The organism is Parabacteroides sp. ASF519, assembly GCF_000364265.2.
Taxonomy (GTDB): Bacteria; Bacteroidota; Bacteroidia; order Bacteroidales; family Tannerellaceae; genus Parabacteroides; species Parabacteroides goldsteinii.
Genome location: NZ_AQFV02000006.1, coordinates 2381949 through 2404982, shown reverse-complemented (window position 1 = coordinate 2404982; position 23034 = coordinate 2381949). Strand labels below are relative to the sequence as shown.

General features: G+C 40.0%; 14 protein-coding genes. 8 read left to right on the top strand and 6 right to left on the bottom strand.

Annotated elements, in window-relative coordinates; genetic code table 11:
- Positions 1–13: 13 nt before the first annotated feature.
- The 3 genes from C825_RS09345 to C825_RS09335 form a co-directional block, all read right to left on the bottom strand.
- On the bottom strand, positions 14–1180 hold the full coding sequence (locus C825_RS09345) for a Gfo/Idh/MocA family protein (protein WP_007657342.1): 1167 nt from the start codon (positions 1178–1180) through the stop codon (positions 14–16).
- A 174-nt stretch (positions 1181–1354) separates the two neighbouring features.
- Positions 1355–3223, bottom strand: a complete 1869-nt coding sequence (locus C825_RS09340; RefSeq protein WP_010802286.1) for a RagB/SusD family nutrient uptake outer membrane protein — start codon at positions 3221–3223, stop codon at positions 1355–1357.
- Positions 3224–3236: 13 nt separating this feature from the next.
- Positions 3237–6380, bottom strand: coding sequence for a SusC/RagA family TonB-linked outer membrane protein (locus tag C825_RS09335; RefSeq protein WP_229061287.1), 3144 nt, complete (start codon positions 6378–6380; stop codon positions 3237–3239).
- Positions 6381–6938: 558 nt separating this feature from the next.
- On the opposite strand from C825_RS09335, the gene C825_RS09330 reads away from it, so the two are divergent.
- On the top strand, positions 6939–7274 hold the full coding sequence (locus C825_RS09330) for a helix-turn-helix domain-containing protein (RefSeq protein ID WP_007657339.1): 336 nt from the start codon (positions 6939–6941) through the stop codon (positions 7272–7274).
- 98 nt (positions 7275–7372) lie between these two features.
- On the opposite strand, the gene C825_RS09325 is transcribed toward C825_RS09330, so the two are convergent.
- A complete protein-coding gene (locus tag C825_RS09325; RefSeq protein WP_010802284.1) occupies positions 7373–8806 on the bottom strand; it encodes a CCA tRNA nucleotidyltransferase in 1434 nt (477 codons plus the stop codon).
- A 79-nt stretch (positions 8807–8885) separates the two neighbouring features.
- Between C825_RS09325 and C825_RS09320 the strand changes: the two genes are divergently transcribed.
- A complete protein-coding gene (locus C825_RS09320; RefSeq protein ID WP_010802283.1) occupies positions 8886–9722 on the top strand; it encodes a hypothetical protein in 837 nt (278 codons plus the stop codon).
- A gap of 78 nt (positions 9723–9800) precedes the next feature.
- Here the strand turns inward: C825_RS09320 and C825_RS09315 are convergent, their stop codons facing one another.
- Positions 9801–12311, bottom strand: coding sequence for a DUF6383 domain-containing protein (locus C825_RS09315; protein WP_010802282.1), 2511 nt, complete (start codon positions 12309–12311; stop codon positions 9801–9803).
- Positions 12312–12769: 458 nt separating this feature from the next.
- Here C825_RS09315 and C825_RS09310 point away from each other — a divergent pair, with 458 nt between their 5' ends.
- Both C825_RS09310 and C825_RS09305 read left to right on the top strand, forming a co-directional pair.
- Complete coding sequence (locus tag C825_RS09310) at positions 12770–14200, top strand: RapZ C-terminal domain-containing protein (RefSeq protein ID WP_044214763.1); 1431 nt, start codon at positions 12770–12772, stop codon at positions 14198–14200.
- Positions 14197–14931 (top strand): nucleotidyltransferase family protein, encoded by a 735-nt coding sequence (locus C825_RS09305; RefSeq protein WP_010802280.1) that lies wholly within the window; start codon positions 14197–14199, stop codon positions 14929–14931. The genes C825_RS09310 and C825_RS09305 overlap by 4 nt, the downstream gene beginning before the upstream one ends.
- Positions 14932–14983: 52 nt before the next feature.
- Here C825_RS09305 and C825_RS09300 read toward each other — a convergent pair whose 3' ends face one another.
- Entirely contained in the window at positions 14984–15568 is a 585-nt protein-coding gene (locus C825_RS09300; RefSeq protein WP_010802279.1) for an RNA polymerase sigma-70 factor, read from the bottom strand.
- Between the two features lie 179 nt (positions 15569–15747).
- Here C825_RS09300 and C825_RS09295 point away from each other — a divergent pair, with 179 nt between their 5' ends.
- The 4 genes from C825_RS09295 (at position 15748) to C825_RS09280 (ending at position 23025) form a co-directional block, all read left to right on the top strand.
- Positions 15748–16764, top strand: a complete 1017-nt coding sequence (locus tag C825_RS09295; protein WP_010802278.1) for a FecR family protein — start codon at positions 15748–15750, stop codon at positions 16762–16764.
- A 247-nt stretch (positions 16765–17011) separates the two neighbouring features.
- On the top strand, positions 17012–20329 hold the full coding sequence (locus C825_RS09290; RefSeq protein WP_016213026.1) for a SusC/RagA family TonB-linked outer membrane protein: 3318 nt from the start codon (positions 17012–17014) through the stop codon (positions 20327–20329).
- An 11-nt stretch (positions 20330–20340) separates the two neighbouring features.
- Entirely contained in the window at positions 20341–21903 is a 1563-nt protein-coding gene (locus C825_RS09285) for a SusD/RagB family nutrient-binding outer membrane lipoprotein (RefSeq protein WP_010802276.1), read from the top strand.
- A 90-nt stretch (positions 21904–21993) separates the two neighbouring features.
- Positions 21994–23025 carry an endonuclease/exonuclease/phosphatase family protein gene (locus C825_RS09280; RefSeq protein ID WP_044214764.1) on the top strand — a complete coding sequence of 344 codons (1032 nt, stop codon included), beginning with the start codon at positions 21994–21996 and terminating at the stop codon, positions 23023–23025.
- Positions 23026–23034 lie beyond the last annotated feature (9 nt).

Sequence of the window (23034 nt, the reverse complement as noted above, 5' to 3'; positions counted from 1 at the left end):
TAATGTGCGATCATCAATCTACCCACTTCTGCCACTTTACATTTTCATTGTATCCGGCTTCCACCATCGTTTCAATGAACTGCATGCCTCTTACGCCATCATAAACAGTCGGGAAGTCCAGACATTCCTCACATGGCTTTTCTCCTTTCTTGATACTCATGACAGTATGAGCAAAGTTCCTGTAAATATTGGCAAAAGCTTCGATGAAACCTTCCGGATGCCCCCCTGGAGTGCGGGTATTCATTTTGGCCATATCACCGATAAAACCGTTATTTCCCATACGGATCACTTCTGTCGGTTTATTCGACCATTTAGCATATAAAGTATTCGGTTCCTGCTGCTGCCATTCCAGACCGCCCTTATCTCCGTAAATACGGATCCGGATATTGTTTTCTTCTCCGACAGCGACCTGCGATGCGGTTAAAGTTCCGACCACACCGTTCTCATAACGAAGGAATGCTGCGCCATCATCATCGATCGGACGTCCGGGCACAAAAGCATTCAGGTCGGCACAAACTTCCAGCACCTTCAAACCGGTTATATATTCACTCAGATGCCAGGCATGCGTACCGATATCTCCGATACAACCGGCTTTTCCGGAGCGTTTCGGGTCTGTACGCCATCCGGCGTTATTTCCACCCTGTAGTTCGATCCGATCGGAAAGCCATCCCTGGAGATATTCCACATAAACACGGCGGAGCGTTCCCAGTTCACCTCTGGCGATACGTTCTTTGGCTTCTTTTACTGCCGGATAGGCAGAATATACATGGGTCAGAGCCAGGATCAGTCCTGTTTCTTCCACTTTCTTCTGAAGTTGTTTAGCTTCTTCCAGCGAGAAGGTCATCGGTTTATCCACTACAACATGGAATCCTCTTTCCAAAGCCATCATAGCCGGTTCAAAATGCCAGCGGTTAGGTGTCACGATAGTCACAAAATCCATCCGTTCACCTTCCGGCAACGTCATTTCATGCTCGAACATTTCCTGATAAGTACTGTAAATGCGATCTTCCGGCAAGTAATAAGACAGACCGGAACTCTTAGAAATTTCAGGGTCTACGCTGAAACATCCGCATACCAGTTCGATCTGATTGTCCATAAAAGCCGCACGACGATGGATTGCACCGATAAAGGCGTCACTTCCACCGCCTACCATGCCCATTCTTAATTTTCTGTTTTTCATGATAATACTATTTTTACAATTACGAATTGAGACCCTAAAGATAGGATTTATTTCGTTATATAGACAAATGATAAATCCGATTTAATGCAAATCGCTCAACAAAAGGCTGAATAAAGTACCGTCTATACTCTAATACAAAGACGGTACTTTATAAAAAAAGAACTAGTAACTTATTTAATTTTCATAACCTGGATTTTGAATTAAATTTGGATTACTGTTTTTCTCATCACGCATTATAGGTAAAAAATAGCATTTGTCAACAAACTGACGCCCTTCATTATTCAGGTCTATAACTTTATAATGCATATTCCAGATATCCGGATCCGCAGTATACTTGTATTGAACACCAGCTCCTGACTTCAATGTAGCAGTAACACGAATACCTTTCAAACTATTTAAACCCGGAAGATCAGGGGCAGTCATCCAACGGCGGACATCCCAATAGCGAATTTCTTCAAAAGAAAATTCCAGACGACGCTCATTCTGATAAATTTTCCGTAATTCATCTTTATTATTGGTTGTAACAGCCGGTAAATTCACATGTTCACGATATTCATTCAGATACTTTTTCGCCTCGTCCAATTCACCCAACTCAATGCAAGCTTCAATATAGCAGAAATAAACCTCTGACAAACGAATGAACGGAAAAACCGCATTGATCTTGTTACGGTGATCCCCATCGGCAGGATTGATATATTTCTTTAAATAATAACCAGTGTATGTAGCATTCCAATTTTCCCCACCGCCACTACGGCTATCCATTCCTGCATAAAACTTTGAGTCATCAGTTACAGACGGATCCAACTGATAATAACCTGTCTGTATTTTTCCGGTCGGTTCAATAGAAGCATAATCATCGGGTCTCTGTATCCATTGCATGCCATCATACATGATGGTTGCATAAAAGCGGGGTTCGCGATTACCATATGGATTGTTTGCATGTTGAGAATTATTCCAATCAAATTTGCTCCCGTCCTCCATTGCAAATGCATCTACCAAATCTTGAACAGGAGTATTCCCTCCCCATCCATGATAACCGGAAGGGCCATTAAATATCGGCATCTTAGTACCACTTTCGTCTTTTGTATCGATAAAATAGCGAGAAAAAATATGATCTGCACTTTCTGCCAGAAAGAAACGCCAGATAGCCTGAGCTTTTTCTTCTGTAGAAAGTCCTGTACCTCCATAGGTCGGAATAGCATGTCCCATCGGATTATCCAACAAATCTTTTGCTGCGACTTTAACGGCTTGCCAACGCTCCGTTCGTGACCCTTGCGTGTAAAACAACAATTCCGGATTTTTATAAGAAGCAAGCAGAGACGATTTTGCCGAAGCTGTAGCCTGGTCATGCAAATCACTGGCAGCATCCGTCAACACACGAACTTTCAAAGCCTTAACAGCAGCCAATGTAGCCCTGCCCTTCTGCGTATTATCAAACGTATGATCCTTTAAACACTCCGCAGCTTTGTCAATATCATCCAGAACCTGCCCGATACAATCCGTATAAGAAGAACGGGATAATAAAAACGACTCCGGATCGTCAGTCAGCTGGGTTACCTTTAACTGAATAGGAACACCGCCAAATCCACGTGTTAAACGATGCAGGAAATAGGCTCTCAAAAAATAAGCCTCCCCCTTCAACTGCTTTTTTGCATCGTCAGCAAATGTTGCGTCATCCACATGTTCGATAAAATCATTGCAGGAACGGATATTCAGGTATAAACGTTGCCATTGATGCCCACTCTGAGTCTTTGAAAACCAGCCTAAATTCACATCAGTCACAGCACCTGCGTTTGTCTCAACAAATTCTCTCCCATGTGTAAACATCGCCTCGTCGCAAGCCGAAGCCTGTAGTTCTTCCGTAAAACCGGCATCCTGAAATGCAAAATAAATATCATACATATAAGCTTCTGCCAGACTCTTTTCTTTCCATATATCATCTGCCATGATTTCTGTCTGTGATTTTGTATCCAGAAAATCCGTACTGCAAGACACAGTAAGCAAAGCTACAGATAAAAGACATAATATATTCGCTTTTTTCATGTTCATATCAAGTTTAGAATGTTACAGTAAAACCTACATTAATAATTTTTGACTGAGGATAGTTTGTCGCATTGGAACTTGTACTTTCCGGGTCAATATCTTTACTTGGCGAGAAAGTCAGCAAGTTTACCCCACTCACATACAAACGGGCATACGAGATAAACTTTGTTTGCAGCAACCATGCTTTGGGGATACTCCATCCTACTTCAAGATTTTTCAAACGGATATAATTCGTATTGACCATCCAGTAAGTGTTGTTACCGGCCGCCGTTCCATCCCAATAATACTGACTGCGTTCGTTTACACGCGGATATTTGTCAGATGGATTATCAATAGACCAATGCTTGTCATAAACTGTTTTCGGATAATTACCAATATCACCGGCTTCCCAGTAAACTTTAGTCCATGAATCAGCCGCACCTTGAAATAAGATATTCATGTCAAAGTTTTTCCATTGCAAATATCCTGTAATGCCATATGTCCATTTCGGTTCATTGGTACGGTCCGAACGATAACGGTCATCCGGGGTTATTTTACCATCCCCATCGAGATCCTTAAATTTCATATCACCCGGTTTTAAGTCCGCATCCTTTGTTATACCGTCATAATTTGGACGATTAGCTATATCGTTGATTTCATCCCAATCCTTAAATACACCGTCATACTCATAATACAAAGAAGTATTCATCGGATGACCTGTCGACTTTTGCCACTCAGGAGCACCCGGAGCTTCGTCCCAGAACTTAATGGTATTTTTTGCATAGCCTCCGGTTGCAGATATACTATAGCGCCAATCTTTACCGATATTGTCATTCCATTCAATCTTAAAATCAAAACCGGTATTATTAACCTTACCTATATTTTCAGCAGGCAATGTTAAGCCGGAAGTTGTAGGAATAGATGCATTTCTACGCCATAAAATATTTGAACGTTTATTATAAAAATAATCTGCCTCTAAATATAAGCGATTATCGAATGTCCGGGCTTCAATACCAACATTGAAGTTATTAGCACGTTCCCACGAAATAGCAGGATTCGGAAAACGACTGATGCGCAATCCCTTTTCATCCGCATTATCAATGATATATCCCCATTCATAATAATAGGTAGGTGCAAATTGGTATTCCCTTAATTTATCATCATAATAAACCTGGTCGTTCCCCATCTGCCCCCAGGATGCACGTAACTTAAAGTAATTAATAAAAGAGAGATTTTCTTTCCAAAAGTCCTCTTCCGAAATACGGTATCCAAGCAAAACACCGGGGAAAAAGCCAAAACGCTCGCCTGCTGCGAACATATAAGAACCATCATAACGCCATACAAATTCAGCCAGATATTTCTCTTTATAGTTATAAGCAAAACGTCCGAAATAATTCATACGGGCACGTTCCCAGTTATCTCCGTCACTCTTGGCATTTTTCTCTTTATCACCACCTGCATTAAAATGATGAAGAGCCGTAGAAAGGAAATACCTCCGGTATCCGTTAAACGATTCAGCATCGGACCAGTCGCGTTCCATACCTATCAAAAAATCGACTCCATGATCTCCGAAAACCCGATTATATGTCATAATACCGCTTAAGACTGTATTTGTCTGGTCTGTAGACTCCATAGACAAGTCCGGATCCTCATGGTTCGGGTAACTCAACATCGGCGTTAATTTAGGTGTTGTGCCATCTGATTCATAACTCACTTTATCCCAATCATATAAAGTCCATGGCTGAAACCATGTTTTACTTTGCTTTAAGTATTTATCATAAGAGACGGAAGCTACAAGTTTCAAGCCTTCAATCCAGGGCTGGGTAATTTCTACATTAGCATTAGTTTGTATATAATAACGCTTATCATGCGTATAACCGGTTTCATCTGTACAGGCAACAACCGGATTACGCCCATATTCCTGTGCCGGTCCGGGAAGTCCGTTAGGCCAGTAAGCCTGGTCAGTTGGACGGCCTCTGGATGTGAACCATAACAAATCACCTGCTCCCTGACTTGGGAAATTACGGTTTTCCTGACGTCCCATTAATTGAGTTCCCACCTTAATAAAATCATTGAGTTGTGCATCAACATTCATACGCAGGTTGAACTGTTTGTAGTTGTTCGCTGATTTATGATAAAGCCCGTCTGTATATTTATGTCCGAAGTTTACAAAGTATTGATATTTATCAGAACCACCTTCCAGCGATGCATTATGGATTCGCTGTGGAGACCAATCTTTAAAGGTTGCCGCATACCAATCCGTATTCGGATATCTCCAAGGATCAGAACCATCACGATATTTCTGAATTTCTTCCTGAGTTGCAAACAAAGTATAATCTCCCATACCGACACCATTATTCTTAGCCGGATTTTTCATGGCTTTATTCATATACAATTCATTCATCAACTCTGCATATTGAGGAGCATCACACATTTCCGGTAGATTGGTAGGCTTAGACCATCCTTGGTTAAAAGAATAAGAAAACACCGGTTTCTTGCCCGCACGTCCTTTTTTAGTAGTTATCAAGATTACACCATTGGCTGCACGTGCCCCATAGATAGCCGCAGACGCATCTTTCAGTACAGACATCGTTTCAATCTCGTTTGGGTCAAGACGCTCCAAACCACCAGTTCTCGCCGCTACTCCGTCAATGACAACCAACGGATCATTATTTCCTAATGTATTTGAACCGCGAATACGAATTGTTGCTCCATCGTAACCCGGTTCACCGGAACGCTGAAATGTTACCACTCCCGACATTTTACCAGCTATGGCATTTGATAGATTCGCTACTGGTGTTTTTATTAAATCATCCCCCTTCAATGTGGAGACAGCACCTGTAACAGTTTCTTTTTTCTGAACTCCATATCCGACAACCACAACCTCATCTATATTTTGAGTATCTTCCTGCATCGTAATATTGATCGATAACTGATTACCTACCGCAATCTCCTGCGAACGATATCCGATATAAGAAAAGAGAAGCGTAGCATTGGCCGGTACTTCCAGTTGATATCTACCCTCCATATCGGTAATTATACCGATTGTCATTCCTTTTACTGAAACATTTACACCAATAAGAGGATCCCCCGAAGCATCAACAACCGTTCCCCTGACATTTTTCTGCTGTGCAAATACATTTGTCGTACAAAAAATTAAAAGCAATAAGGTTAACATTCTGAATAAATTGCTTTTAACACGACATCCTTTTAAATGTATGTCTAAAAAAGATTCTTTCATTTCCTTCTGTTATTAAATGAATATAAGGTTAAAAAACACAATGGATATGACTACATATCCGAATAGAAAACATTGGAATTAAAAATTCATAATCATAGGCAAGCAATATTAAAATGAATACTAGTGAATTATATAAACTTAAATTTTATCTTCTCCATTACTTAACAAAGTGCAATCTTTATTACAGAGAAACAACTGGCATATATCTTGAAAACCGTATTACAAAGGAAAACAGTCCCCTTCATACACATACCGGACACCTCATTTACCAAACAAACATAACCTTCTATAGATCAACATAATCTTCAGACAAATTAGGTTAACTATTAGACTTAATAGCAAAATGTTTCAAAATGGGAACACAAAATCTATTAAGAGAATTAAGAAAATCACAGCAGCAAAGATATTACATTTTGTTATATTAGCAAACATAAGTGCAATTTTTTATTACAAATATCATTTATTTATTCAAACCACAAACACTAAATTGCTTACATGAACGATATACTAAGGAATATAGATGCAATTCGCAGAAACAAAGGATATTCGCAAGAATATTTAGCTAGTCAGATCGGCTTAAAACAAGCTGGGTTAAGTCTTATTATGTCAGGAGAGCGGGAACTTAAATACAACACATTATTACAAATTGCAAACGCTCTGCAAGAATCAGTAATAAACATTATTGCATATCCGGATAAATATGTTCTGAGCAAGGAAAGTAATATATCAACAGAAACAGTATTACAAATCAAGCTGGACAACGATAAAAAAGAGCAGGTGCTAAAAATCGTTTTCGGAGATGAAGCAGCAGAATTGCTAAAAGGAAAGTGATATTTTTATCTATTGAAAAGATCAGATCCGGCTTATTGAATATAAAAACCGGATCTAATTAATTATATTTACTCTGTAACTATTTATACTTAAAGGAATTATCCCCTAACTGGCTTCAACCCCATCTTTGCAGCCCGTTCCAGCATAAACTGTTTAGCTGCCTCATATTCATTAGGAATTATGCCGTCCAGAATAGCATTCTTGATGGCTTCTTTTATGACGCCTACCGGCTGTGAAGGAGGCAGGGAGAATGTTTCCATAATTTCCTCACCCGAGACAGGCGGCTGGAAATTCCGTACCCGGTCTTTCTCTTCTATTTCTGCCAACTTCTCACGAACCAACCGGAAGTTATTCAGAAAACGGCGGACTTTTTCCGGATTCTTACTGGTGATATCCGCCTCACAAAGCTTCATCAAGTCATCGATATCGTCACCGGCATCGAACAACAAACGACGGATGGCAGAATCTGTCACTTCATCGTCTGCCAAAGCTATGGGACGCATATGAAGGGTTACCATTTTCTGTACATACTTCATTTTCTCATTCATCGGCAACTTCATCCGACGGAAAATACCCGGCAGCATACGCTCGCCGATAAAATTATGATTGTGGAACGTCCATCCCAGACGAGGATCAAAACGTTTAGTTGCCGGTTTTCCTATATCATGGAAAATCGCACTCCACCGAAGCCACAGATTATCCGTTGTTTTACTCAAACGGTCCAACACCATTAAGGTATGGGCAAAATTATCCTTATGACCGATGCCTTCTTTTGTTTCCACTCCTTTCAGAGCACACAGTTCCGGAAAAATCAGCTGCAACAATCCACTCTTTTCAAGCAATTCAAAACCGATGGAGGGTTTTGGCGAAAGTACGATCTTGTTCAATTCATCCACAATCCGTTCTTTGGATATAATGGAGATGCGTTCCTTATTGCGCTCAATCGCATCAAATGTATCGGGATGAATAAAAAATCCCAGCTGTGAAGCGAAGCGGACTGCACGCATCATACGCAACGGGTCATCACTGAACGTTATATCAGGATCGAGTGGCGTACGGATAATCAGATTATCCATATCATCCAATCCTCCAAAAGGATCGACCAACTCCCCGTAACGTTCTTTATTCAGACATAAAGCCAGTGCATTGATCGTAAAATCGCGCCGGTTTTGATCATCCTCCAGAGTCCCGTCTTCCACAATCGGCTTCCGGCTATCGCGATTATACGACTCTTTCCGTGCTCCGACAAACTCGATCTCAAGGTCGCCTGATTTCACCTGCGCCGTTCCGAAATTCTTAAATACGGACAAATGCGTCTTTTTCCCCAACTTGCCGGCAACAACTTTTGCCAACTCTATCCCGCTGCCTACTGCAACAACATCAATATCTTTTGATGGACGGTATAAAAAAATATCTCTGACGTAACCGCCAATCACATAAGCCTCAACACCTAATTCGTCTGCGGCCTCTGAAATTATGTGGAACGGTTTTGCCGATATATGATTTAAAATATCTTCCTGTTCTATATACATTCGCTTTATTTATCTCACTCATTGAGACTGCAAAGATAAAAAATATATCTTTGCAGACAGAACGAATAAGATAAACAACATGAAGAAGTCTGTAATATGTATCGCATTGGCAGCCGTAACCCTGGCAGCATGCAATAATACGGAGAAAGAAGCCCGGGCCCGGTTGAACAATGCAAAAAGTATGTACGAACGAAACGAGCTCTTCGCCGCAAAAAGCGAAATAGACTCTATCCGCGCACTCTATCCGAAAGAATTCAAAGTATTGAAAGAAGGACTTTCCCTGATGCGTATGGTCGAGATGAAAGAGGCGGAACGGAATATCGCTTTTTGCGATAGCCTTATTCCCATCAAGACAGAAGAAGCGGAAGGACTGAAAAAAGGATTCGTTTTTGAAAAAGACAGCGTCTACGAAGAGATCGGTAATTATATATGGAAACAGCAGACAGTGGAGCGGAATGTGCAACGCTGTTATATCCGCAGCGGAGTAAACGAAAAGGGCGAGATTTATCTTGCCAGTGTTTTCTACGGCGGCGCACCGATCAACCATACAGGCATCAAGGTCAGTACGAAAGACGGCCAGTTTGCCGAAACAGCCGCAATCCCGTACGACGGCGGAGTAAACTACCGTTTTAAAGATCTGGGAAAAACAACTGAAGTCGTCACCTACAAAGGCGAAAAAGGACTCGATGCTGCCAAGTTCATTTCTACAAACGTAAAAGAACGTGTCAAAGCCGAGTACACAGGTGGCAAACCCTATACATTATATATAGCTGACGGGGATAAAAAAGCGATTGCCGCGACTTTTGAACTGGCTACTGTATTAAGCGATCTGGAAAATCTTCAGAAAGAGAAAGAAAAAGCAACCAAGCGAATTGCTTATTTGAAAAGCAAATTGGAAAGTAATACAGAAGAATAAACGGTCTGATTTTCTCCATAAAAAATCCGGTTCCCAATTGAATATGAGAACCGGATTTTTATTTGAGAGTATCTTTTTTTACTTCACGATCACCTTATAAGCCTTGTCACCTTCAACGGACACAATCACAACACCTCTTGCTGTCTGAATTGATTCATTATCAGAAGATACAAAGCGGGAACCGATTGTCTGCCCCAGAATATTCGATAAAGTAATTTTCTTACCTCCTGCATTACGGATTTGGAATTCACCTGTACTTCCGATTACCTGAATAGTCGTAGGCGCTTCGATTTCTTCGTTGGCAACAGGAGCCGGAGCATTCTCAATAGTAAACTCTGCCATCGGAACAGGCTGCATCACAGCAAATCCATTCACCATACCAACATAAGGTTTAGCATCATCCTTTTTGAACTCACTCTGGTTTTCCAGATAATAAGTACCACCCTCTACCATCTTGAATGCAAAGAGAGCCGGACTGTTTTCCATCGTTTTAACAGATTCATCGGAAATGAATACGGCACGTCCGCCTAAAGTATCACTAGCTGCCAAATAATAACGAGTTTCGTCACCCTCTTTCGCGCCTATGGCCTTGCAAGAGATATAATACAACTGTTTACCCAACGGACTCTTTTCAGCTTTCTCAACCCAAAGACTAAAATTATCTTCCGTATAGCCAGACTTCGTAATCTCATTGCCTTCGATCTTCAGTTCAGCCAGGAATGTATTCGGGTTCATCACCAACGAATTATTAGCAGTAGAAAAACGCTTATGACCAACTTCCTGAGGAGCATATTCAGGAGCATCAGCAGACAGGATCATAACATTAGCCGGATTTTTTGTCAACTGAAGACAACCAGTCTGTATATCCATTCCAACGTAACGGCCTTCAGCATCACCCACAACTTTCATTGTAGACCATTGTCTTGTCTCATTGAAAACAAAGTGGAATGAAAGAGGCTCACTTGTCTCGGACAATTTCAAACTATCACTTTGGGCTGCGATTCTATCAGTTCCGAACAACGTACGTAGCTGATAAGAAATAATAGAGATTTCATCGCCTAACTGTTTAGCACCAGCTACTACTTGCGTATCCTTCGGTACCAGTTTAAACATAATCTGGTTAGAAATATCACCTGTTCCTTTCAAGATAGAATCGTTCGTAAATGTAGACAGATAAGCAGGACCTATCGGAATTCCGGGTATCAGATGAAGCGTAAATCCTTTCTCGGCCAATTCTTTCTCTGTATAAGCCCGCGAACCTAGATATTTATCTTTCAAATCAACAGACACCGGAGTAACTTTTACAGAGTCTCCATCGAGTAAATAGGTATCCTCCATTTCTGCCACTTCAAATATTTCCTGATTCAAGATAAAAGCATCATCAGATTCACGGTCGACAACGGAATATTTGCCATTTTCAGTTTTAATATACCATTGCCCTCTCGGCAAGTTCACAGAAGGAACACTGTCTCCCCCCATAAAGGAGTTTTTCTTAACATAATATTTACCGCCATTGGCTCCTTTGCTTGCACTCTGGAGAAAATAAACACCCGAACCGGTTGGTATATTAGCATGAGTTCCTTTAGAGAGTACGACATAAGGAACAGCCCCTTGCAACACCTTGCCAGTCTCGTCAATCTTTGATACTGTCAAAACCTGCTTTGTATCTACACTTGCTACCACAACCTGAACAGTGTCAGCATCCAACGGAGTTTCAGCAGCCAATGGAGTAGCAGCAACGAACATAGCCAGCGAATCATTTTTCAAATCGATTGTAAATTTGAATTGTTGCCATGCAGCATTCGGCCTCTGCACCGTACGGGTAGAGTCTAAAGAGAACCTATATCCGAATACATCTTTCGCACCGGATATTGTAGTTTTCAATGTATCGATTCCAAAATATTTAGCAACACCATTCGGATAAGCTCTATCTTCTTTAGACTGTAACGCAACGTAGCCTGCTTTTCCCGGAACATCTTTTGCTATCAGATCTTTGCCTGAAAAGATATCTCCCTCATAAGCTGCACCGAACTTTAATTGAAAAGTTGTAAAACCATCACCCAATTGATCGGCTTTCAAAACAAACTTCTCAGCAGGAGCTTCTACAGAAAAGACGTTACCTGATTTAGAATCAAGCATTGACAGATCTTTATCAGAAATAGAGAATGACAAATACTTCTCCCCACTATAATAGGCCTTTAAACCGTCTTTTTCATCAAAAATCCATCTATGAGCTACTCCATCTACTACCGAAACCAAATTCGGAACAGGTTTTTCTGCTGATGCAAAAGCCAAATATTGTAGTGTTGCCTTATTTCTAATCAAATAAGAATATACTCCTTGCTCCACCTGCTCATCTACTATTTGCCACAAAGCCGAATCTAGAGCAGCTTTAGTCATCGATGTTTCATCAATCGATTTCACCACAACAGAGTCCGATTTGACACCAGCCAGTGACAGATAAACACCTCCAGACTCCAAATAATAGAAATTATCTGTAGTCCCCAAATCTGTGACTTTAGCTGCATTCATCGTGAAAGAACTTACCGCCATCAACGCCACAGCCAATAATGTAGATTTTCTATTCATATATTATTTCACTTTTGATTTACATATTAACCCATACTAAGTACAAAGATAGAATATTTTAAATCCGAAATTACTATAACAAACGCTAATAATCAAGTATATTGTACAAAAGAGACGACTTTTCATGCAAAATCATACTGGAACAATGCATCTTATCACCTTTACTCTTTTCACATTCCCAATACCTCCTTAAGAGAATCTGTTTCATAGTAATGGAACAGTTGTTTCATTATGTAGAAACACTTGTTTCTTTAGGATGAAACAATATCGATGATACTGCTTTTGTTAAACATTTATAGATTGTTTATATGTACTACACCGAAAGCTTGCTATATAATTTAGTACGTATAGTAATTCCACAGACATCAGTACAAAAAGCAAATACAATTGCGAATGTTTTTGAGAAGTTTCCTTCCCTAACAAAAAAGGCTTACCTTAGTGCCGTAATTCAAAAAAACATGGTAACAGAAGAATTAAAAAGACTCTACTACGAATATACCGGTTCGCAGGCCGAAGATATTATAGAACTACCTTCATCCGGTTCTAACCGCCGGTATTTCAGAATATCCGGCCCGAAAACATTGATAGGGGTCAGCGGCTCTTCCCAGGAGGAGAACAAAGCGTTTATTTATATGTCCGGATTTTTCAGGGGAAAAGGTATTTCCGTCCCGGAAGTGCATTTTCATTCGGACGATTATTTTTTTTATTTGCAGGAAGACCTGGGCGACACCATGCTTTTCAATGCCATAGAAAAAGGACGCAAAAGCTGTGTATTCGATGAAGAGGAACGCCGGTTGTTACACAAAACAATCACGCAACTTCCTTCTATCCAGTATGCCGGCGCCGAAGGATTCGAGTATGAGAACTGTTATCCTCAACCGGAATTCAACCAACGTTCTATTCTTTGGGACCTGAATTACTTCAAATATTGCTTTCTGAAAGCGACGGGGATGGAGTTTCAGGAAGACCGCCTGGAAGATGATTTCCAGAAAATGAGCGATGTATTGCTTCAAGACACCTCTCCCACTTTCCTTTATCGGGATTTCCAGTCACGCAACGTCATGATCAAAGACGGCGAACCCTGGTTTATTGATTTTCAGGGAGGACGAAAAGGTCCGGTCTATTATGACGTAGCCTCTTTCCTTTGGCAGGCTAAAGCCAATTACCCGGAAGATTTGAGAAACGAATTGCTTGCCGATTATTTGCAAGCATTACGAAAATATACTGATGTAGACGAAGAACATTTCTTCTGCCAGCTACGCCATTTCGTGTTGTTCCGCACACTACAGGTGCTGGGAGCCTACGGTTTCAGGGGATACTTTGAAAAGAAACCGCATTTTATCCAAAGCGTACCTTTCGCCATCAACAATCTGCGGCAGTTATTAAAGAATGATTATCCGGAATATCCGTACTTGTGCGCCGTTCTGAGAGAACTGACCGGCCTGACGCAGTTCAGGGACGACATACAAAAACGGATGCTGGAAGTTAAGATCGTCAGCTTTGCCTACAAAAAAGGAATACCGAACGATCCGAGCGGAAACGGCGGTGGTTTCGTATTCGATTGCCGGGCCATCAACAACCCGGGAAAATATGAACGATACAACCATTTTACAGGACTGGACGAGCCAGTGATCCACTTCCTGGAAGAAGACGGGGAAATCACGCAATTCCTGGAACATGTATATACGATCGTGGATGCTTCGGTGAAACGTTATCTGGACCGTGGTTTCACGAATCTGATGATCTCTTTCGGTTGTACCGGCGGACAGCATCGTTCCGTCTATTCGGCACAACATCTGGCAGAGCATCTGCATGCCAAATTCGGAGTAAAAGTAGACCTTACCCACAGGGAACAAAATATAGAACAAATCTTTGACGCAATATTATGAAAGCTATGATTTTTGCAGCCGGTATGGGGACCCGCCTCAAACCGATGACTGACAATACACCAAAAGCATTGATACCAATAAATGGAAGACCAATGTTGGAACATGTAATTCTGAAGCTGAAGGATGCAGGGTTTCATCAGATCGTTATCAACGTTCACCACCTGGGAGACCAGATCATCGATTTCCTGGCAGCCAACAACAACTTCGGAGTTCAGATCCATATCTCCGACGAACGGGATTACCTGCTCGACACGGGAGGAGGCATCAAAAAAGCGGCCAAATTCCTTCAGGGAAACGAACCGTTTCTGGTACACAATGTCGACATCATGTCGAATGTGGATCTGAAAAAGTTATACGATTGCCATCTGGAAACCAATCCGGTCGCTACTTTGCTGGTCAGTAAACGTAACACATCGCGTTATCTCCTGTTCAACAAAGAGAGCCGGTTGTGCGGATGGAGAAATCATGAAACCGGAGAAGTAAAATCTTATTATCCGGATTTCGACCCCAAACAATATAATGAATACGCTTTTAGCGGTATCCATGTAATATCACCGAAAATATTCGACTGGATGGAAGAATGGACGGGTAAATTCTCGATCATCAATTTCTATCTGGCTATCTGTGCTAAAACAAATATCCATGCCTATGCAGCCGAAAACTTACAGTTGCTGGATATAGGCAAGCCGGAGGCTTTAGCCAAAGCGGAAAAATGGATGAAAGTTTTATAATACGAAGATAAAGACAATAATACATCAGGATGGCTTTAGCCGGAAATGTCTTTCAGACAATTCTGACTAAGGCCATTAATAATGGCAGATAGTCTTTCAACTCGACACGCAAAAGTTTCAATGCCTGTTGAATACGATAATCGACCGTTTTAGATGAAACATTCAGCTTCTGTGCTATCTCATTGTAAGTCATATTCTGGAAGCGATTCATTTCAAAAGCCTCCCGGTAACTTTCCGGCAAACGTGACAAAGCAGCTTCAATATTCCTCGTCAACTCTTCAACCACATAAAAGTCCGGATCTTCATACTGTGACTGCCAATCTGCATACAACGTATTTACAATCTGTTGTTTCAGTTCATTCCGATTGATCAGGGTCAGGCATCTGTTCTTTACGGCTTTAAATAGATAATTCTTCGGAGAGGATTCGATAACCTGCATGCTACTGTTTTCCCAAAACCAAACCATCACATCTTGTACGATCTCCTGACCGTCATCTACATTTACAAATTGTTTGGCATAAGCACACAAAAGAGGATAATAACGCATAAACAATACATCGAATGCTTTCACATCGCCTGCTTGAATCCTTTGAAAAAGAATCTCATCGTTTGTGTTGTCTGTAGTAGTTGAAAGCATATTAAGACCTATAATGTATTAAATTCCAGTGATACTAATGTGAGTCTGTGCAAAAATAACATTTTTCAACATATCAACCTATTACAACACGATTAACTTTTTCAAAAAAATATCACAAAAAATGCTTTTTCGTTTAGGAGGTTTTCCCGCTCATTAGTCTTAATTATAAAAGAGACAAAATGGATACACAAAAAAACATAGACGAACATATGCTTCTGGACTACTTTTCAGGTTCACTATCCGCTACTCAAAAACAAGAAGTAGAAGAATGGCTGAACCAATCTGAGGAAAACAGAAAAATAGCTCGTGACATTCAATATATTTATTTAGCAACCGACACACTTCAGACAATAAAAGGAATAAACTCCGACCAGGCTCTTGTCCAGGTAAAGAAAAGGATCATTAAGCCCGAAAAAAAACATTACTTTGTCTGGCTTCAAAGAATCGCTGCTATATTGGTTTTACCTTTACTAATCAGCACACTTTATTTTGCTCTCAAAGAAGATCCGGTTGAATACATTGAAATCAGGACAAATCCGGGTATGGTGGCTAAAGTCGATCTGCCAGACAAAAGTAAAGTATGGCTAAACTCCCAATCTTACTTGAAATATCCACAAAAATTTACAGGAGATACGCGTTATGTAGAAATTAACGGGGAAGCCTACTTCTCCATCCAAAAGGATAAAACCAAAAAATTTATAGTAAATACACCTTTTGATATAAAAGCTGAAGTATTAGGCACAGAATTTAATATTGAAGCCTATAAGAAGAAAAATCAAGTAACTACAACTTTGGTCTCTGGTTCAGTTAGACTTTCATTCCTAAATAAGGACAACAAAGAAGAATCTGTAATAATGAAACCTGATGAGGAAATTTCATATAACATTAAAAATAAAAAGATTAAACTTCATACATCCTATATTCCAACACAAATAGCCTGGAAAGATGGACTGGTTATTTTAAGAAACACACCATTTGAAGAAGTTCTAAAAATATTGAGTAAACGATTCAATACAAACTTCATCGTAAAGAACGACCTATTGTATAACAATTCGTTTACTGGTACATTTAGTGGACAACATCTCCATCTGATACTTGAACATTTTCGCTTATCAACTGATATTCAATACAAATTCATTGATCCGGATATCAGTCAAAATAAAATATCCGAAAAGACAATTGTCGAATTATATTAATCTTTTGTGTAACCTAAATTAAGTACAGCATGAAAAGAAAGAAGCCTCCTTAGAAAAAACATACGGAAAAATATTGGCGTATTTCTCCGTATGAAAAACAACTGTAAGCTTGTTTGGCGACAAGCTCCAGCAAATGAATTTTTTTAACTCTAAAATCACTTACAAATCTATGACAAATTATTTTAGCATCCAACATTTCAGGATGGTGAATTTATCGTTTATTGTCCTGAAAAAAATACCATTATGTATGAGACTCACCGCAATAATGTTATTTGTATGCATCGGACTGGCATATGCCTCCGAAAGTTACAGTCAATCTACAACACTAACTCTGAACGTTAACAACAAAACGGTACAAGAGGTCCTGGATGAAATTGAGAAACAATCTGAGTTTCACTTCTTCTATAACAACAAGCAGGTAAATACGAATCGTGTTGTTTCTATTAAAAGTAAAAAAAAGGATGTATTCAACGTTCTTGAACAATTATTCAATGGAACGGATATCAGTTATAAGGTTTTGGATAAAAGCATTATCCTCTCTCCCAAAGAGATGCTGATGAGTGCTGTCGTACAGCAATCCATAAAAAATATATCCGGCACTATTACCGATAGCAATGGCGAACCAATCATCGGAGCAAATGTATTGGAGAAAGGATCTACAAACGGTACCGTAACCGATATCAACGGCAAATTTAGTTTATCCGTACCCAATAAATCGACATTGGTAATCTCCTATATCGGATATGTATCCAAAGCTATTGTCGTAGGAAACCAGACAGTCTTCAACATACAATTGACAGAAGACACTCAAAACTTAAATGAAGTAGTTGTAACAGCGTTAGGTATCAAACGTGAAGAAAAAGCTTTGGGATATGCGGTTCAAAAAGTAGATGCGAAAGCATTAACCTCAGCAAAAAGTATCGATGTCGGAACTTCATTAACCGGAAAAGTGGCAGGTTTAAATGTTAAAAACAGTACCGAATTCAATGAAGCTCCCTCTTTGAAATTAAGAGGAGAAACTCCCATATTGATCATCGACGGTATCCCATATGGAAATATGACATTGAACGAAATTGCACCTGACGATATCGAATCCATCGATGTCTTAAAAGGTGCCACCGCTTCTGCTTTATACGGAGCACGCGGTACTACCGGTGCGATCATGATCACTACCAAGAGAGGTTCACAAAATGAAGGTATTAATGTAGAGATCAACAGTAACACAATGTTTTTCGCAGGATATCTGGCATTCCCTGAAGTACAATCATCTTATAGTAGAGGCTACGGCGGAAAATACAACAGCGATTATGTATGGGGAGACAAATTGGATATCGGAAGAACGGCTATTCAATACGACCCGGAAACATTCGAGTGGAGAGAAATGGAGTTAACATCCAAAGGAAAAAATAACTTTAAAAACTTCCTCCAATTCAGTGCGATTACAAACAACAATGTCAGTGTCTCGCAAAAAGGAAAGTACGGCTCGTTCAGAACATCATTGACCCACGTGTTCAACAAGGGACAATATCCTAACCAAAAACTGAACAAAATAACTTATACTGCCGGAGGTGAAATGAGTTACAAAAATTTCAAACTGGAAGGATCAGCGTCATACAACAAACGTGTGTCATCAAACGACAACGGTTCAGGTTATAGCGGCAGCTATATTTATGACATGGTAATTTGGGGTGGTACGGAATATGATGTACGCGATTATAAAAATTATTGGGTTGAAGGTAAAGAAAATGAACAGCAAAACTGGTACGATAATAGCTGGTATGACAATCCGTGGTTTAAAGCCAACGAAGTTGTCGATGCTTATGATACTGATATATTGAATGTGTATATGAATTCGTCCTATGAAATTACTCCTTGGCTGAAAGCCATGTTAAGAGGCGGATTGGACTTTTATTCCAAGAAAAATGAATGGAGAAATGCGAAAAGTGCCAATTATGCATGGGATAAAAACGGATTCTTCGGTATCAGTCGCACTTCCGGTTACAGTATCAATACAGACGCCATGTTAATGGCAGACAAGACATGGGGAAAACTAAATATGAATGTATTAGCCGGTGGTAATATTTATTTCTATTCGGATGACAAAATGAGAAGCACCACCTCCGGCGGTCTGACTATTCCCGGATTTTATTCTCTAAAAGCCAGCGTCGATCCTATCGATGCCAGCAGTGAATTGAAAAGGAAAAGAGTAAACAGCTTATATGGTAAATTGTCATTATCATGGGCCAGTACCTATTTCCTTGATGTAACCGGACGTAACGACTGGTCATCCACATTATCCAAAGAGACACGTTCTTACTTCTATCCTTCCGTCGCCGGAAGTGTGGTATTATCAGAGATCATCACTTTACCCGAAGCTTGGAATTTCTGGAAGATAAGAGGTTCATGGACAACCTCCAAACAGGATGCAGGCGTCTATGACAACAATAATGTTTACTCTGTCTCTACGAATGTTTGGGACGGACTTGGTACCGCTTCTTATCCTTCATCTCTAATCGGAGGTAATGTACATCCAAAAAAATCAATGGTATATGAAGTCGGAACAGCCGCAAACTTCTTTAATAATAGATTATATGCAGACTTAGCATATTTCAGAAAACTTGAATCGGACTTCATTATTTCCGGAGGTATAAGTTCTGCAACAGGTTTCAGTTCTGTGCAAGTCAACTTTAAAGAAGAAAGATTGAGAAACGGTTATGAATTAACGATAGGGGGAAGTCCTATAAAAAACAAAGATTTCCAGTGGGACATCCTTACAAACTGGGGACATGATAAATATTCTTACTTCAAAATCGACCCAGATTATTCAACTAAAAAACCCTGGGTAAAAAAAGGAGAAAGCTGGGATTGGTTCGACATCTACGACTGGGACAGAGATCCAGACGGAAATATTATACATAACGGAGGTATTCCGGTAAAACAAAACTTCAAGACCAAAGTAGGAAACCTGACACCTGACTTGGTTTGGGGTATTACTAATACTTTCAGATATAAAAACTTTACACTTAACTTCACTATCGATGGACGTATTGGTGGCATGTCATATTCACGTACCCACCAAATGTTATGGAACTCCGGAGCACATAAAGATTCTGACAATCAATGGCGATATGAAGAAGTGGTCAATGGAAACAAAACATTCATCGGAGAAGGTGTAAAAGTGGTATCCGGTAGTGTTGAACGTGATCCAGATGGAAATATCATCAGTGACACCCGCGTGTTCGCTCCTAATGATGTCGTTGTATCTTATGAAGCATATATTTCAAAATATCACGATTCAACAAGCCGCCCCAGCCGTCAGAATGTATTGGATGAAACATTTTTCAAACTAAGAAATCTGACATTTACTTATGACATACCTCAATTGTGGTGTGGAAAAATAGGAATGAAATCAGCATCAGTCAGTCTTACAGGTCAGAATTTATTTTTATGGGCGAAAGAATACAAATATGCAGATCCTGACAAAGGAGGAGACAGCAGTGGTTATGAAAGTTTGAATTCACCTTCTCAACGATACATCGGTTTTAACATAAAAGCAAACTTCTAAAGGTAAAATATATGAAAACAATGAAATATATAAAGCAATCTTTATTTGCTTTCAGTGCAATAGGAATATCTATAATCTGGAATGGATGTACATCATCTTTTGATGATCTGAATACCAATCCTGACGCCACAACAAAAGTTACCCCGGCACTGCTTGCCACTAAAGTGATACTGGATCATGTAAAATCTGCAAGTAGCGACAATAATGAATTCATGTGCAAACGCATGTTCTGGGGAGAACAAATGGATAATTATCAATACAATCGTGTGGAAAAAGGGAGCTTCAGCGCCATACAGGGACTTACCAATGCACAGAAAATGGTTGAATTAGCCTCTGAATCCAATAAAGATGCTTATACCGGACTCTATTATTATTTAAAAGGTTGGGCATTTTACCGGACAACAATGGATATGGGAGACATACCCTATAGTGAAGCGCTTCAAGTCAATGAGTTCAGATATCCTAAATATGATGAACAAAAAGAGGTATTCAAAGGGATACTCGATGATCTGGAACAGGCTGACAGTCATTTTGCCAAAGCGACGGAAGGTATCAGCGGCGATCCATTTTACAATGGCGATCCTGCTAAATGGAGAAAAGCGACCAATGTGCTCCGCCTGAAAGTATTAATGGCTTTACAGAAAAGAGCGGATGACACACCTGAATTACAGATCAAAGAAAAATTTGCACAAATTGTAAAAGAAGGAAATCTTTTTGAAGGAAATGATGACAACCTCCAGGTTACTTATTCCAATAAAGATGGTCAGAAAAATCCTTTTCATCAGGATCTAACAAGAAGTATCAATGTGTATGCAGGAACAACCACTTTAATCGATCCGCTGAAAAAGTACAAAGATTATCGGTTATTCTCTTATTTTGCCCCGATGCAGGCTCTGACAGATCCAATATATCTGCCGAAAGGCGAAACCCTGTTGGAAAAAAATGATTGGAATGCGTATCAGGGAGTTGAAGCCGCAGGATTATTCAACACGGAACAGAAAAAGATCTCTAACAAAATGCATTGCCGCCCCAACGATATTTATCGCACAGATTATGTCGGAGTACCTTCTATACGATTGGGATATGCTGATATGAATTTTGTATTGGCTGAAGCTGCTGAAAGAGGATGGATCAGCGGTTCTGCTCAAAATTATTATGAAAAAGGTATCCGCGCCTCTTTTGAATTCGTTCGCACAACGGTTTCTTCTCCTGAATATAATCAAGGAATGACCATCACAGACGAGTATATCACCCAATATCTAAAAGGAGAAGATGTAGCCTATGCTACAAACGGAACATCACTCGACCGGCTTAAACAAATATGGATGCAAGCATTCTTAGCTTCTTATTTCCACCTTGCTTGGGACTCTTATTATGATTACAGACGTACAGGTTATCCGGAATTACCGATCAACCCGGAAACAAACTTGAATGACGACAAATATAAAATACCAGTAAGATGGTTATATCCTGAATCTGAGACAAACTACAATAAAGAGCAACTGATCAATGCTGTTAACCGCCAATGGGGAGGTTCCGAGGATGTAAACAAAATTATGTGGATAATTAAATAATCAATTTATATTACTACTTTTGATGTACTCTTTGAATATAGGTCGCTCTATTTTTCATAGAGTACATCTTTATTATACACTTTGAATATCATGAGAAAATACAATTTTATACTTCTAATTCTATTGATTTGTTCTTGTACGCTTTATGGAAAAAGTAAAGAATTGACTGTTCTGCAAATGAATATCTGGCAGGAAGGTACGATGGTGGATGGTGGGTTCGATGCCATAGCAGACGAAGTCAGTCGGTTGTCTCCAGATATTGTCCTGTTCAGTGAAGTAAGAAACTACCACGGTAAACAATTTATTCCGCGCATTTTGCAGGCATTAAAAGACAGAGGTGTTAATTATTACGGTGAAACCAGTACTTTGGATGTCGGTATACTTTCTAAATACAAAATACAGGAACAACGGCCAAATTATCCTCTCAAAAATGATGCAGGGTCAGTTCTCAAAGCCCGTATCGAAATCGAAGGGCAGACCATTGTCGTCTATTCCGCCCATTTGGATTATACGCATTACGCCTGTTATCTGCCACGCGGATACAGTGGCGTTACCTGGAAAAAACTGGACGCACCGGTTCTTGACTCCCAGGAAATAGAAAAGGCCAATAATGAATCCTTACGGGACGAAGCTATCCGGGGAGTAATCGAAGATGTCGAAAATGAAAAAGGGAATATCATCCTCCTGGGAGGAGACTTCAATGAACCGTCCCATCTGGATTGGAAGGATAACACAAAAGACCTGTGGGATCACAATGGAACGGTCGTACGCTGGGATTGTTCTGTCCTTTTGGAGGAAAACGGGTTTAAAGATGCTTATCGTGAAGTATATCCTGATCCTGTGACACATCCCGGTTTCACATTTCCTTCAGACAATCCCGATGTCGATGTAAAAAAACTGGCCTGGGCTCCGGAAGCCGATGAAAGAGACCGTATTGATTTTATCTATTTCAAACCTAACAAAAAATTAAAGTTAATAGATGCCGCCGTGGTAGGTCCCCGGAAATCTATAATCCGAGGTGAACGTGCTAAAGAAAACAGCAAGGACAAATTTATACAACCTGCGGGAACATGGCCAACAGATCATAAAGTAGTCCTGGCGACCTTCAAACTAAAACATTAAAATAAAATA